13 protein-coding genes and 1 pseudogene are annotated in these 13,266 nt (G+C 67.4%); 5 read left to right on the forward strand and 9 right to left on the reverse strand.

Annotation, left to right across the window (positions count from 1 at the left end):
* The first annotated feature begins 10 nt into the window (after positions 1-10).
* From ACFPOB_RS09000 to ACFPOB_RS09015, 4 genes are all read left to right on the forward strand, one after another.
* On the forward strand, positions 11-1,030 hold the full coding sequence (locus tag ACFPOB_RS09000) for a DNA topoisomerase IB (RefSeq protein WP_377797615.1): 1,020 nt from the start codon (positions 11-13) through the stop codon (positions 1,028-1,030).
* Between the two features lie 101 nt (positions 1,031-1,131).
* The gene (locus tag ACFPOB_RS09005; RefSeq protein ID WP_377797617.1) at positions 1,132-2,274 is read left to right on the forward strand and encodes an amidohydrolase; all 1,143 of its coding nucleotides are present in this window, start codon (positions 1,132-1,134) and stop codon (positions 2,272-2,274) included.
* Between the two features lie 137 nt (positions 2,275-2,411).
* Entirely contained in the window at positions 2,412-3,173 is a 762-nt protein-coding gene (cobF, locus tag ACFPOB_RS09010) for a precorrin-6A synthase (deacetylating) (RefSeq protein WP_377797619.1), read from the forward strand.
* A 69-nt stretch (positions 3,174-3,242) separates the two neighbouring features.
* Positions 3,243-3,959 carry a GntR family transcriptional regulator gene (locus tag ACFPOB_RS09015; RefSeq protein ID WP_377797621.1) on the forward strand — a complete coding sequence of 239 codons (717 nt, stop codon included), beginning with the start codon at positions 3,243-3,245 and terminating at the stop codon, positions 3,957-3,959.
* 18 nt (positions 3,960-3,977) lie between these two features.
* Here ACFPOB_RS09015 and ACFPOB_RS09020 read toward each other — a convergent pair whose 3' ends face one another.
* The 5 genes from ACFPOB_RS09020 to ACFPOB_RS09040 form a co-directional block, all read right to left on the reverse strand.
* Entirely contained in the window at positions 3,978-5,387 is a 1,410-nt protein-coding gene (locus ACFPOB_RS09020; protein ID WP_377797623.1) for an ABC transporter ATP-binding protein, read from the reverse strand.
* Positions 5,384-6,211 carry an ABC transporter permease gene (locus ACFPOB_RS09025; RefSeq protein ID WP_377797625.1) on the reverse strand — a complete coding sequence of 276 codons (828 nt, stop codon included), beginning with the start codon at positions 6,209-6,211 and terminating at the stop codon, positions 5,384-5,386. The genes ACFPOB_RS09020 and ACFPOB_RS09025 overlap by 4 nt, the downstream gene beginning before the upstream one ends.
* Positions 6,208-7,143, reverse strand: coding sequence for an ABC transporter permease (locus ACFPOB_RS09030; protein ID WP_377797626.1), 936 nt, complete (start codon positions 7,141-7,143; stop codon positions 6,208-6,210). Before ACFPOB_RS09030 ends, ACFPOB_RS09025 begins: the two co-directional genes overlap by 4 nt.
* 2 nt (positions 7,144-7,145) lie before the next feature.
* The gene (locus ACFPOB_RS09035) at positions 7,146-8,657 is read right to left on the reverse strand and encodes an ABC transporter substrate-binding protein (RefSeq protein ID WP_377797627.1); all 1,512 of its coding nucleotides are present in this window, start codon (positions 8,655-8,657) and stop codon (positions 7,146-7,148) included.
* Positions 8,658-8,724: 67 nt separating this feature from the next.
* Positions 8,725-9,051 carry a transcriptional repressor gene (locus ACFPOB_RS09040; protein WP_377797629.1) on the reverse strand — a complete coding sequence of 109 codons (327 nt, stop codon included), beginning with the start codon at positions 9,049-9,051 and terminating at the stop codon, positions 8,725-8,727.
* Positions 9,052-9,217: 166 nt separating this feature from the next.
* On the opposite strand from ACFPOB_RS09040, the gene ACFPOB_RS09045 reads away from it, so the two are divergent.
* Positions 9,218-9,637, forward strand: coding sequence for a DUF982 domain-containing protein (locus tag ACFPOB_RS09045; protein WP_377797631.1), 420 nt, complete (start codon positions 9,218-9,220; stop codon positions 9,635-9,637).
* Between the two features lie 183 nt (positions 9,638-9,820).
* Here the strand turns inward: ACFPOB_RS09045 and ACFPOB_RS09050 are convergent, their stop codons facing one another.
* From ACFPOB_RS09050 to ACFPOB_RS09065, 4 genes and pseudogenes are all read right to left on the reverse strand, one after another.
* Positions 9,821-11,044 (reverse strand): MFS transporter, encoded by a 1,224-nt coding sequence (locus ACFPOB_RS09050; RefSeq protein WP_377797633.1) that lies wholly within the window; start codon positions 11,042-11,044, stop codon positions 9,821-9,823.
* A complete protein-coding gene (locus tag ACFPOB_RS09055; RefSeq protein WP_377797634.1) occupies positions 11,041-12,438 on the reverse strand; it encodes an NAD(P)-binding domain-containing protein in 1,398 nt (465 codons plus the stop codon). The genes ACFPOB_RS09050 and ACFPOB_RS09055 overlap by 4 nt, the downstream gene beginning before the upstream one ends.
* 58 nt (positions 12,439-12,496) lie before the next feature.
* A complete protein-coding gene (locus ACFPOB_RS09060) occupies positions 12,497-12,814 on the reverse strand; it encodes an ArsR/SmtB family transcription factor (RefSeq protein WP_377797636.1) in 318 nt (105 codons plus the stop codon).
* A 58-nt stretch (positions 12,815-12,872) separates the two neighbouring features.
* Positions 12,873-13,189, reverse strand: a pseudogene (locus tag ACFPOB_RS09065) (arsenic resistance protein); the annotation flags it as partial.
* Positions 13,190-13,266 lie beyond the last annotated feature (77 nt).

Below are 13,266 nucleotides of genomic sequence, written 5' to 3' on the forward strand. Positions count from 1 at the left end.
GAGAAGGGTCATGGTCGCCAAGCCCGAGGACAAGGCCAGGTCGTCCGGCCGACTGCGCCGTGCGACCATCGACGATCTCACCATTCGCCGGGTCAAGGTTGGTCGCAATTTCGGCTATCGCGACGTCGACGGCGGCAGGATCACCGACGAGGAGACGCTCGCCCGCATCCGTTCGCTGGCGATTCCTCCGGCCTATCAGGACGTCCGCATCGCCGCCGATCCGCGCGCCCATCTTCAGGCAGCCGGGCGCGACGATGCCGGCCGCATCCAGCATCGCTACCATCCCGACTGGGAGAAGGTGCGCGAGCGCCGCAAGCTCAAGCGCCTTGGCCATGTGATCGCCGCCCTTCCGAAGCTGCGCGAGCGCATCGCCACCGATCTCAAGGATCGGGAGCTGTCGCGCCGCAAGGCGCTCGCCTGTGCCGCTGCGATCATCGATCGCTGCCATATCCGTGTCGGCAACGAGGTCTATGCCCGCACCAATGGCAGCCATGGCGCCTCGACCTTGCTGAAGCGCCATGTCGACATCACTGGGAGGCATGTCGCTCTCGCCTTCCGCGGCAAGGGCGGCAAGGATATCGTCTGCGGCCGCGACGACGCCCCGCTTGCGCGCGCTCTGCTGCGGCTGAAGACCTTGCCAGGCAAACGCCTGTTCCAATACCGGGCCGAGGACGGCGCGGTCGCTGCGATCAACGCCGCCGACATCAACGCCTATCTGAAGGAAGCGGCTGGCCTGTCCGTGTCGAGCAAGGATCTGCGCATGCTCGCCGCCAATGCCGCGGCGGCCGAGTTGCTGCTGTCGACCGAGATCGCCGCCAGCGAGCGCGGCCGCAAGCGCCAGCTCGCCGACATCATGCGTGCCATCGCCGAGCGGCTGGTGAACACGCCGGCCGTGGTCCGCAAAAGCTATGTCCACGCCATCGTCGTCGATGCCTATGCCAGCGGCCGCCTCAGCCGCGCCTATCGCAAGGCTCGTGGTCGCGGCGGCTGCTCGCGCATCGAGCGGGCGCTGGGGTTGCTGGCGGCGTGAGCCGGCTGCATGACCGCCTGCCTGGGCCGGGCGGCGGCAGGGGTTGAACGCGCCGGCGCGCTGGTGATGCTCGGAGCAAACCATCCGAGGAGGCGCCAGGCATGTTTCTCACCAATTCCGACATAGTCGAGCTGATCGAGCTGCGTCATGCCCTCCACCGCGCCCCGGAGGTCTCCGGCGAGGAGCGCGAGACGGCGAAGGCGATCGTCGGCTTCCTCGCGCCGAGCGCGCCCGACCGCGTTGTGACCGATCTCGGCGGCCATGGCGTCGCAGCGGTCTACGAAGGCGCCGAGGCCGGCCCGACCGTGCTGATCCGCTGCGAGCTCGACGCTTTACCGATCGAGGACCTCTCCGGCGTGCCGCATTCGTCGCAGGTGCCGGGCAAGGGCCACCTCTGCGGCCATGATGGCCATATGGCCACGGTTGCGGCGTTGTCGCGCGGGCTCGGCCGGCAGCGGCCGCAGCGCGGGCGCGCGATCCTGCTGTTCCAGCCGGCGGAGGAGACGGGGGCCGGCGCCGCCGCCGTGATCGCCGATCCGAAATTCAAGGAGATCGCGCCCGACTTCTCCTTCTCATCGCACAACAAGCCCGGCCTGCCGCTTGGGTCCGTCCGGATATCGGAAGGGCCGGCCAATTGCGCCTCGCGCGGTCTCAAGATCGTGCTGACCGGCCACACCTCGCATGCCGCTACGCCCGAGCATGCGGTCTCGCCGATGAAGGCGCTCGCTCGCCTGATGCCGGAGCTCACCGCGCTCGGGCCGGGCGGTGCGCTCGAGGGCAATTATCGCCTCGTCACCGTCACTCATGCCAGCATGGGTGAGCCGGCCTTCGGCATCACGCCCGGCCGCGCCGAGCTTTGGGCGACCTTGCGCACGCTCAGCGATGCCCTGATGGGCTCGCTCTGCGCCGAGGCCGAGGCGCTGGTGCGCGAGGCAGCCTCGGCCGGCGGGCTTTCCGTGGCGATGGACTATCACGACATCTTCCATCACTGCGAAAACCATCCCGAGGCGGTGGCGCATCTGCGCCGCGCCTGCGACGAGGAGGGCATCGCGCACGGCGAGACACCGCCGCAGCGCGGCTCGGAGGATTTCGGCCTGTTCGGCCGCTCCTCGAAATCGGCGATGTTCCTGCTCGGCTCCGGCGATACGCCGCCGCTGCACAATCCCGACTACGACTTCCCAGACGCGATCATCGCGCCCGGCGCCCGCGTCTTCATGCGCACGGTCCGCAATCTGCTGGGGTAGGTGGAGGCCGTCATTCTCGGGCAAAGCGTAGCGCAGACCCGAGAATCTCCGGAATGAGATGCTCGGGTCTGCGCCCGAGCATGACGCGCCCCGACCGGATCGTGCTATGCGGCGCCTCGAACGCAGCAGAGGTGCCCATGCGCAGGATCAGGATCATCGGCATCGGCTCCGGCAATCCCGAGCACGTCACGATCCAGGCGGTGCGGGCGCTGAACAGCGTCGACGTCGTCTTCGTGCCGGACAAGGGCGCCGAGAAGTCCGCCCTGCGCGAACTGCGAGAGGAGATCTGCCGGCGCTACATCGAGCACGATCGCTGGCGCTCCGTGCCACTAACCGTGCCGAAGCGTGCCGAAGCGGGCGATGACTACCGCGGCAGTGTCGACGACTGGCATGCGGCGTTGGCCGAGAGCTATGAGCGCTTGTTCCGCCAGGAACTCGGCGAGGATCAGACCGGCGCGCTGCTGGTCTGGGGCGACCCCTCGCTCTATGACAGCACGCTGCGCATCATCGAGGCCGTGCGCGCCCGCGGGCTCATATTCGACTACGACGTCATCCCCGGTATCACCTCAGTCCAGGCGTTGGCGGCGGCGCATCGGCTGGTGTTGAACCGGATCGGCGAGCCGGTCACCATCACCACCGGCCGCAAGCTCGCCGACGATGGCTTCCACGACGAGGCCGGCAGCACGGTCGTCATGCTCGACGGCGAGCAGGCTTTCGCCAAGATCGACCCGGCCGAACTCGATATCTGGTGGGGCGCCTATCTCGGCACGCCGCAGGAGGTTCTGGCTTCCGGGTCCCTCGCCGAAACCTCGGACGAGATCGTCAGAACCCGCGCGGCGGCCCGCGCCGAGAACGGCTGGATCATGGACACCTATCTGCTGCGCAAGCGCGAAAGCTGACCCACTGCGTTTGCCGTTAGGCCACCATACCGGTATAATATCACCACGGCTGGCGAAGGAGTTTCGCTCATGGACGTCCAGCTCCGCCTTCGCGACCCGATCGCGCCGCAGCTCGTCACGATCCTGCGCCAGGCGATCATCGTCAGCGAGATCAGGCCCGGCGAGGCGCTGTCGGAGAAGGAGATCGCCGGCCGTTTCGGCGTCAGCCGTCAGCCGGTGCGCGAGGCCTTCATCAAGCTCTCCGAAGCCGGACTGGTGCAGATCCTGCCGAGCCGCGGCACCTATGTCATGAAGATCTCGCTGCGCGAGGTCGCCAATGCCCGCTTCGTGCGCGAGGCCGTGGAATGCGCGCTGGCACGGGCGGCGAGCAAGCTGATCGATCCGAATGGCGTCGCGCTGCTGCGCCGCCTCATCGCCGAACAGAGCGCGGCCGCCGGGCGGAGCGATTACACCCGCTTCACCATGCTTGACGAGGCCTTCCATCAGGCGATCGCCGAGATCGTCGATTGCGATTATGCAGGCAAGGTGGTCGAGAGCGCCCGCGCCCAGACCGACCGGGTGCGCTATCTCTCGCTACCGGGGACCTCGCCGATCCCGCTGCTGATCACCCAGCACAACGCCATCGTCGATGCGCTCGAATCCGGCGACCCCGACATGGCCGCGACCGCGATGCGCATCCATCTGCGCGAGATCCTGAACGCGCTGCCTCGCATCGCCGCCGAGCATCCGGAGCTGTTCGAGGACGAGGAGATGCCGGCCCATACCAAGGCGCTGCGACAGCGATAGCTGGCTTCCCAGCCAGCTTCAGGTCGGAAGTTGCAGAATGCGCGACGCAAGTTTTTTGGCGAGCGCGGCCTCATGCGTGACCAGGAGCAGTCCGAGGCCGCGCTCGCGGACCGCCTCGACCAGGACCTTGAAGACCTGCTTCTGACTGACCGGATCCAATCGCGAGGTCGCTTCGTCAGCGAAGAGGAAAATCGGATCGAGCAGCAGCGCGCGCAGGATCGCGAAGCGTTGCAATTCCCCGCCGGACACTTCGCTCGGACGACGATCGAGAAGGTCCTGCCCAAGACCGAAACGCCCCATACTCGCCTCGACCTGAAACCAGGGGAGCCCGTGCAGCTTCAACAGGTCACCGAGGCCTTGCCGCAAGGTCTGGTGCGGCGCGAAGGCGGCTGGCGGATCCTGGTAGAGCTTCTGGAAGCGAATCGGCGCAATGCCTGAAGCACGCTGGACAGCGCCCCGGTCGGCCTGGACCAGGCCCAGGAGGATGTTGCCGATGGTCGTCTTTCCACAGCCGCTCGGGCCGACGATCGCGACGATCTCGCCGCCCCGGACCGCGATGTCCAGATCGTCGAACAGCACCCTCTCGCCGAAGCGCTTGGCGAGGCCACTGGCAGAGACGACCGGTTCGCCGGCCGGCGGCAGGGCAGGAGTCGCCCAGCGGGCGGGGTCGGCCGCGATCAAGGTTCGAGCGTAGTCGTGGCGCGGCCGTTCCAGAAGCTCTGCCGCGGGGCCGAACTCGACGAGCGCGCCGTCGAGCATGATCCCGATCATGCCGCCGAGTGCGGCGGCGACCTCGATGTCATGCGTGATGGTGAGCAGGAGGCGGCCTTGATCGACCTCCCGGCGAAGTCGCTCGACGACGCTGGCGCGCAGCGCCGCATCGAGCCCCTTGGTCGGCTCGTCGGCGATCAGCAGCGAAGCGCCCGCCGCATGCGTCACGGCGATCGCCGCGCGCTGGCACATGCCACCCGAGAGCTCGTGCGGATAGGCCTGCGTCCGGTCGCCGAGCCCAACCTCGGTCAGGTCGGCGTGCGTGCTCTTCAGCGCCTCTGCCGATCCCCGGCCGTGCAGATGGCGGTGAACCTCGCCGACCTGACCTTCGATGCGCATGGTCGGGTCGAGCGCGAGCCAGGGCTCCTGCGGCAGGATCGCGATCGTCCGGCCCCAGCGGGCGCGGGTCTGCGCGGGGCTGCCAGCGAGAAGGTCCTGATCGTCCAGCTTGATGACGCCGCGCGCCGAAAGGCCGCTCGGCAGGCTGCCCATGATGGCATGAGCGACGAGCGATTTCCCGGAGCCGCTGGCGCCGAGCAGCGTGACTGGCCGTCCCTGCGCGAGCGTGAAGGCGACATCGCGGACGATGATGGTGTTACCGGCGCTGATCTCCAGGCCGGAGACCGTCAACGACTGGAAGCGAACCGGAGCGTTCATCGGGCGTCGCTCCGAGTCGCGAGCTGGAGCCCGAGCACGAGCAGGAAGATCAGGATGCCAGGCATCAGCACATGCAGCGGCGCCTCGGCATAGTAGGGCAGCAGCTCGACAATCATCGCGCCGAGCTCCGGCGTCGGCGGGCGCAGGCCCACGCTGATCGCGCTCAAGGTCGAGATTGCGATGATCGCGGTCGACATGGCGAAGGCGGCGAGCGTGATCAGGATCGGCGCGATCTCGGGCAGGACGAGCTTTCGCAGGATGTAGCCGGTGCCGAAGCCGAGAAGCCGCGTCGCCTCGACATGCGGCTGCTTCAGCACGCTGACCGCCGTGACACGCGTCACGCGGTAGAACTCGATCCAGAGCGTGAGAGCAAGGCCGAGATAGAGCGGCCCGAAGGTGCCGGGCGCGAAGGCGAGCAGGATCAGGACCAGCAGCAGCCCCGGCAGCGCGAGCAGCACGGTCGCGACCAGCTCGAGCGCTCGTTCGAGCCAGCCGCCGCGCCAGGCTGCGAGCAGGCCGAACAGGATGCCGGGCAGGGCCGCTGTTGCGACGGTCAGCAGCGCCATGCCGAAGGACAACCGGGCGCCATAAGCGAGCCTTGCCAGCATGCTGCGCCCGTAACGATCGGCGCCGAGCAGGTAGTCGGAGCCGGGCGGTGCGAGGCTCGCCGCAAAGTCCTGCTCGGTGGGATCGACCGTGACCAGCAGCGGACCGAACAGAGCAAACAACGCGAGCAAGGCGAGCAGGCCGAGCCCGATCGCGCGCGCCGGCGTCAGCCAGGCGCGCTGCGTTGTTGGAACGAGAGTGGCGTCGGCGATGCTCATATGCGTTTCGGCCTCGGATCGAGCCAATGGCAGGCGAGATCGACCGCCATCGCAATGACGACGAAGAGCAGGCCCATGGCGAGCGCCGTGCCCTGCACCATCGGCACGTCGCGCGCGATGACGGCGTGGACGAGCGCGTGACCGATGCCGGGGATACCGAACAGCGTCTCCACGACGACGACGCCTTCGATCAGGTAGATCGCCTGCAAAGCGAGATAGGAGACGACGGGAATGGCGGCATTGCGCAGCACATGCCGGCGCACGACGACCGGCTCGGGCAAGCCCTTCAGCCGCGCGAAGGCGAAGTAGGGCGTGCGCACCACCGCCGCGACGGCATCGCGGGCGACACGGCTGGAAACGGCCGCGAGGCCGAGCGCCAGCGTCAGCGCCGGCAGCGCCAGATCGCGCCAGGTGCCATAGCCCGCCGGCGGGAACAGGCCGAGCAGCATGGCGAAGACGAGGATCAGGATCAGCCCGAGCACGAAGGGCGGTAGCGAGCGCAGGACGATCGCGCCGCCGAGCGAGGCGTTGTCGACCCAGCCGCCGCGCTTCAACCCGGCGAGCAGGCCGATCGGCGGCCCGAGCAGCAGCGACAGCATGAGCGCCGATCCCGAGAGCCAGAGCGTGGCGCCGAGCTGGATGCGCAACTCCTTCGTGATCGGCAGGCCGGTGACGACGGAGTGGCCGAGATCGAGCCGCGCCAACTGCCCGAGCGAAGCGCCGAGTTGCACCAAAAGCGGCTGGTCGAGGCCAAGTTCGCGACGAACATGCTCGGCCGCCTCCGTGATGTTGGCGTCGGGGCCATAGCGCCCGGCTGCGATGCGCATGGCAGGATCGCCCGGCAGGGCCCGCACCAGCACGAAGCAGAGGATGCCGACCACGAGCACGACCAGCCCGGCTTGAAGCAGCCGGGCGAGAACGAGGCGTTGCATGCCTATTGGGCCCAGCGGATCGAGGCGAGCCCGTAATTGACCTCAAGCGGGTCGATGCGCAGGCCGGTGACGCGCTTGTTGGCGACGATGGCGAGTTCCGACCAGGTCACCGGGATGCTCGGCAGCTCGCTCTGGAGGATCGCGATCGCCCGCTTCTGCATCGGCGCGCGTGCAGCGGGGTCGCTGGTCTGCGCCATTGTCTCGACCAGCGCGTTGAGCTCGTCACTGGACCAGCCGGTCGCGCCCCAGTCGCTGCCGCCAGACTTGTAATCGTCGCGGAGCGTGCCGATGGCGTCGGGCACGATCGAATACAGGCGCGAGACGAGCCCCATTTCCAGCGTGCCATCTTTATGGCGCGCCGGAATCTCGGAGCTGTTGCCGACCGAGACCTTGGCGTCGATACCGACCTGCTTGAGCTGCGCCTGGATCGCAGTGGCGATGGGCGGAAGCTCGGGCCAGCTCGCATAGGTCAGCAGCGTGAAGGAGAACGGCTTGCCATCCTTCTGCAAGATGCCGTCGGCGCCCGGCGTCCAGCCGGCTTCGGCGAGGAGCGCCTTGGCGGCGGCCAGATCGCGCTTCAGCGGCGGCAGCTCCGGATCGTTCCAGCCGGCCAGCGCCTTTGGGAAGAGCTGCGTCGCCGCGAGGCCGGCGTTGCGCAGGATGACGCGCGTCGTGCCCTCGCGGTCGAGCGCGGCGCTGATCGCACGCCTGACCCGAACATCGCTGAACAAGGGCGAGGCGGCATTGACCTTGAGCATCCGCGTGCGCGGGATCGTGGCGATGCGGACATCGAGATTCGGGTTGCGCTTCAGGCGCTCGACCGAGACCGGCAGCATCGAGAAGACGAGATCGGCCTCGCCGCTCTCCGCCATCAAAGCGCGGGTCTCGCCCTGGCCGACGGCCTGATACTCGACCTCGGCGATGCCAGGCTTCGCGCCGGTCCATTCCGGAGCGGATTCGAGCTGCATGTTGAGCGGCGGCGTCAGGCTCTTCACGCGGTAGGGGCCCGAGCCGATGATCCGCTCGACCTTGCCCGAAGAGCCGATCGAGGACGGGGCCAGGATGATGGTGGTGAAGTTGACGAGATAGGCCGGCAGCGCGGCGAACGGCTTCGACAGGCGAATGACAACGTCCTGGCCATCGGCCTCGACGCCCGCGACCGGTACCTGACTGAACACGCCGGCACCGCCATGAACCTTGCGCAGGTTGTCGGCGACGATCGCGGCGGTCACCGGGCCGCCATCGTGGAAACGAGCCCCATCACGCAGTCGGAAGCGCCAGGTCAAGCCATCCTCGCTGGCGGACCATGAGGTGGCGAGGCCAGCGGTCAGCTTGCCGTCGGCATCGACCGAAACGAGCGTCTCCGCGACCTGCATGCGGCTGAAGACATAGCCTGACTGGGCCGGATCAATGCCCGCGATCTCCCAGGGGCCGACCACTTTCAGGGGCTTGGCCACGGCCACGCCGGTCATGGCCAGCACTGCGACGGCGATCGCAACGAACTTCCTCGACACGAGCGGCTCCATGAAATGTTATAGTGTTGCGCAGATAGCTGCCCCGTGACCGCCAGGCAAGCCTGAATCAGCCAGAGTGCGAGAGGCTCCACCGTCGGCGACAATCGGAGAAGTCACCCTCGACTTCCATCAGGCGCGAGGCGGGCGTGAAGCTCGCCGCGGCAAGGATCGACTCCAGGGTTTGCCCCACGGCCGCTGACGACACCTCGTCGACCTCGCCGCATGACCGGCAGGCGAGACAGAGCAGAGTCTCGTTCTCCGCCGGCGGCCGCTTTAGGAGCCTATAGGCGCTTTCGGTCGCCAAGCGGTCCACCAGGCCGATCTCAATCAGGAACGCCAGCGAGCGATAGATGGGATATGGGCGACATGGCCTCGCCATGCCGAGGGGTTTCAAGGGTTCAGCGCCTCGCCTGGGCCGATCCCGTCAGGGCCGATCCGAAGCTCTGGGGGCTGCGTGATCGCTGAGCAGGCTCGGCTTATCGCCGCGCGCCCGCCGTGAACCGCAGCCAACGTCTGTTCGCGTCGATGGCCTTGACCTGGCGAGCCTTCCTACCAAAATCATGGCAGCCGCCGATAGTGACAGCCCGCTTAAGGCGGCGATCGACCGAACCGGATCCATGTTGCTTCCAGGAGGATATGGCTATGGCAACGTTGGCAACCGCTCCCGGCCCCGGGAGGACTGCATGATGACATCCGACGACTTCGAACGGCCGGTTGTGATCCTGACCGGCTTTGGCCACCCGACGGCGATCGCGTCGGCCATGGAGGCCTACATGTTCTTGGCCGACTGGCCGGCGCGCAAGCGCGACCCAGCCCATGGGTTCGTCTTGAAGGCCTGCCTGGCTGCGATCCGCGGCGAGATCGAGCCCGACACGGCGCGCGGGTTGTTCGCGTCATGGGCCGAAAAAAACGATCTCCTCGCACCCGATATTGCTGCGTTCGTCGGCGGCCGAAAAGAAGGCTCGCGAGGCGTCGCCTGATCCGGATGAGCCCGGCGTCGCGCGAGCGGGCCGGGCCATTTTTAGACGATGGGCGGAAAACTCCGAACTGCCCCCCATATGAGCCGATCAGGCCAGCGCGAACGCTTGGCCATCTAGCGCCAACTGCAGACATTGGAAGGTCGCCCGGAAGTCGACATCAGGCCGGCCTGGATCAGAGGACGGTTATCGTCGCGAAACGCCGCGCGCCAACAGAAGCAGGGCGAGCGCCGCGGCACCTGAAAGCGTGACCAGCACAGCCGTGCTCGCCGCGAGCCCCGCGCGCTCCATCATCACGGCGAATGTGAGCGGCGCTGCGGCGCGGATCGCGAGACCGGGGGCGGACAGCTTGCCAAGCATCGCCCCATAACCGGCAGGACCGAAAAGCTGGAGAGGCACTGTCCCGCGCACGATCGAACTCAGTCCCATGCTGACGCCATAGGCGATCGCGAACAGCCCCGCGAGCACGGTCGTGCCGCCGCCGATGACGAGCAGAACGAATCCGAACGGCATCAGCGCTCCCGAAACCCAGGCGGTCGTCACCGGTGCCACATTCGTGCCGAACAGCATCTCGATGAGCCGCCCGGTCACCTGTGATGGGCCGACCATGGCGCCCAGCGCAACCGCCAGCGCCGCGCTGAAGCCGAAGCCTTGCAACAGCGTCAGCATGTGAACGGACATCGCCGAGACGACGAAGCCCTGTAGCGAGAACGCAATCGCGAGGAGGACGAAGGCGCGTTGGCGAGCTGCGCCGCCGAGGTAACCGACCGTGTTCGGCGTCTCGCCTGGCTGGATTGGTCTTGCGGCCGTCGCCCGGCCGCGCGGCAAGGCAAGCGCATGCAGCGGCAGCGCCACGGCAAGGTAACCGAGGGCATAGATCTGGTAGATCATCCGCCAGTCCGCATGCGTCAGCAAAGCGGTCGTCAGCGGCCAGAACAGTGTCGAGGCAAAGCCGCCGATCAGCGTCAGCTTGCTGATGGCCCGCCTGGCGCCGGCTCCATGGGCCTGGGTGAGTGCTGTGAAGGCCGCGTCATACAGGACGAGTGTGGCGACCATCTCGAGGGCGATCATGGCCGCGTAGTAGCTGAGCAAACCATCGGCCTTTGACAGGGCAAGCAGCGACAGGCTCGCCAGCACGCTGCCGATGCTCATCATGCGGCGGGTGCCGTAGCGGTCGACCAGGCGTCCGGCAAAGGGAGCGGCAAGACCGCCTGCGAGCAGCCCGAGAGCGAAGCCGCCATAGGTCCATTCGGGCGCCCAGCCGAAGCTCGCGGTCATGCCGGGCGCCAGCACGGCAAAGGCGTAGTAGAGCGCGCCGTAGCCGGCTACCTGCGTGACGCCGAGCGCCAGGATGAGCGCGAGCCCGGCCCGAGCGGCGGGATTCGTCTCCGATGCGGCCAGCGTCGTCATTGGGCTGGGGCGGCCTCGTTCGCCTTCGCGGAGCTCCCGCAACCGCAACTGGATTGGCCCTGTGCCTTAGCCGCGGCATCGTCCGCGCAGCAGGCTTCCGTCGCGGCCGGCGCCGGCCCACCGCAGCATCCGCCGGAGCCTACTGCCGCAGTCGTGCAGACCCCGGTTTCCGGCAGGACCAGCCGTACATCATCGGCAGCGGCCAGATCGCCAGCGATCGCCGCGACCACCGACCGAACCTGCTCGTAGCCCGTCGCCATCAGGAAGGTGGGCGCTCGCCCATAGCTCTTGACACCGACGGTGTAGAAACCGCTCTCGGGGTGGGACAGTTCGCGATGTCCATGCGGTGGCACCGAGCCGCAGGAGTGCAGATTGGGATCGACCAGCGGCCCGAGCGCCCGAGCGCTTTCCAGCCAGGGATCGAGCTCGACGCGCAGCTCGCGAGCCAGCGAAAGATCGGGACGCTGACCGGTGCAGGCGACGATCCGGTCGACAGGCCCGATCGTTCGACTGCCTGCGGATGTCTCGCCCTCGATGACGATCTGCCCGGCCGCTTCGCGAACGGCAACACAGGCGAAGCCGGCGACGAGCTCGACCCTGCCGCCCTCGACCAGCTGTCGGAGCCTCCGGCCGAGATCGCCACGTGCGGCAAGCTGGTCATTGGCTCCTCCGCCGTAGACGCGTGACAGATTGGTGCCGCGCGTCGCCCACACTGCCCTGGTCGTGGCATCCTGCTTAGCGAGCTCGGCAAGGTCGAGCAGCACATTCGCGGCGGAGTGGCCGGCGCCGACAACCAGCGTGGTGCGACCGACGAAGCCGGCGCGGTCGCGGCCGAGAACATCCGGTATCCCATAATCGATCCGCTGGACCTGAGCTTGCTCGCCTTCCGCTGCAATGCCGCCGGCCCCGAGCGGATTGGGCGATGTCCAGGTCCCGGACGCGTCGATGACCGCGCGAGCCAGCTCGCGGCGAATGCGACCGTTCTTGTCCGTGACCGACAGCTGGAACGGGTGCTGCTCGCGATCCCGGCTGACGACCTTGTCGATGCCTCGCCGGCCGATCGCCGTGACGCGGGCGCCGTACTCGATGACGGGGGCCAGCGCCGGCGTCTGCGCCAGAGGCACGAGATACGCGCCGACGAGCTCAGCGCCTGTCGGATAGGCCGCGGCATCCGGCGCCCGCCAGCTTGTCGGCTCAAGCAAGGCCCGTGCGGCGCGGTCGATGTTGAACTCCCAGGGCGAGAACAGGCGAACATGCCTCCAATCGGAGACGTTGGCGCCAGCCTGGGCACCGCACTCGTAGACCTTCACGGCCAGGCCGTGGGCGATGAGGTTGGCGGCCGCGGCGAGCCCGACTGGCCCTGCTCCGATGACCGCGACGGGAAGCTCTCTCATTCGATCTTCCTCCTGTTATCCTAGAATCATGGAATTATATGGCAAATAAAAAGGCCGATCAGGCAGCTTTTCCGGAGGCTGCCGAGCAGCCTTCTTCGATGCAGCATTCGTCGGCGAGGAAGCCGAGCAGCGCTTCCATGGCCGGATAGACGGCCCGGCAGATCAGCGTCGTCGCCTGGCGTTCCTGGGAGACCAGATCATTCTGAACGAGACGCTGAAGATGATGCGAGAGCGTCGAGGCGGGGATGCCGAGACGCTCCTGAATCTGATTGACCGGCAGGCCGCCATGGCCGGCGCGGACCAGGACGCGGTAGAGCTGAAGACGAGTCGGATTGCCGAGCGCTTCGAGCTGCCTTGCTGCTTCTTCGACGTTCATGGAAATAGCGTGCGTCGCCGCAGCGACGTTGTCAATATCTATTTCGACGAATGCCGAATTACTCGGCGGCGCGAACCTTTGGGCGGGGGCCGCCGCGCTCGTACCAGCCTTTCGAGCGGTTCACGATCCAGACCACGGACAGCATGACCGGCACCTCGATCAGCACGGGAGCCACGGTGGCGAGCGTTGCACCGGAATTGAAACCGAACAGACTGATCGCCGCCGCGACGGCAAGCTCGAAAAGTTGGAGGCTCCGATCAAGGCGGATGGGCCGGCAACGCCGTGCTCCTCGCCGGCGATCCTGTTCAGGAGGTAGGCGAGCCCGGCGTTGAAATGGACCGGGATCAGGATCGGCACCGCCAGGAGCGCGATCACCATCGCGTTGAGGTATTGCCGCTCGACGGATCTGGGCTCTCCAAGAGCCGGATTTTAGGTTAGGGAACGTGGCCAAT

The sequence above is a fragment of the Allobosea eneae genome (genome assembly GCF_042657265.1).
Lineage (GTDB): Bacteria > Pseudomonadota > Alphaproteobacteria > Rhizobiales > Beijerinckiaceae > Allobosea > Allobosea eneae.

Excerpts from the sequence above, each read along its gene's own strand:
- ACFPOB_RS09000 (WP_377797615.1), top strand. The coding sequence starts at position 11 with ATGGTCGCCAAGCCCGAGGACAAGGCCAGGTCGTCCGGCCGACTGCGC.
- ACFPOB_RS09005 (WP_377797617.1), top strand. The coding sequence starts at position 1,132 with ATGTTTCTCACCAATTCCGACATAGTCGAGCTGATCGAGCTGCGTCAT.
- cobF (WP_377797619.1), top strand. The coding sequence starts at position 2,412 with ATGCGCAGGATCAGGATCATCGGCATCGGCTCCGGCAATCCCGAGCAC.
- ACFPOB_RS09015 (WP_377797621.1), top strand. The coding sequence starts at position 3,243 with ATGGACGTCCAGCTCCGCCTTCGCGACCCGATCGCGCCGCAGCTCGTC.
- ACFPOB_RS09020 (WP_377797623.1), bottom strand. The coding sequence starts at position 5,387 with ATGAACGCTCCGGTTCGCTTCCAGTCGTTGACGGTCTCCGGCCTGGAG.
- ACFPOB_RS09025 (WP_377797625.1), bottom strand. The coding sequence starts at position 6,211 with ATGAGCATCGCCGACGCCACTCTCGTTCCAACAACGCAGCGCGCCTGG.
- ACFPOB_RS09030 (WP_377797626.1), bottom strand. The coding sequence starts at position 7,143 with ATGCAACGCCTCGTTCTCGCCCGGCTGCTTCAAGCCGGGCTGGTCGTG.
- ACFPOB_RS09045 (WP_377797631.1), top strand. The coding sequence starts at position 9,218 with ATGGCAGCCGCCGATAGTGACAGCCCGCTTAAGGCGGCGATCGACCGA.
- ACFPOB_RS09050 (WP_377797633.1), bottom strand. The coding sequence starts at position 11,044 with ATGACGACGCTGGCCGCATCGGAGACGAATCCCGCCGCTCGGGCCGGG.
- ACFPOB_RS09055 (WP_377797634.1), bottom strand. The coding sequence starts at position 12,438 with ATGAGAGAGCTTCCCGTCGCGGTCATCGGAGCAGGGCCAGTCGGGCTC.
- ACFPOB_RS09060 (WP_377797636.1), bottom strand. The coding sequence starts at position 12,814 with ATGAACGTCGAAGAAGCAGCAAGGCAGCTCGAAGCGCTCGGCAATCCG.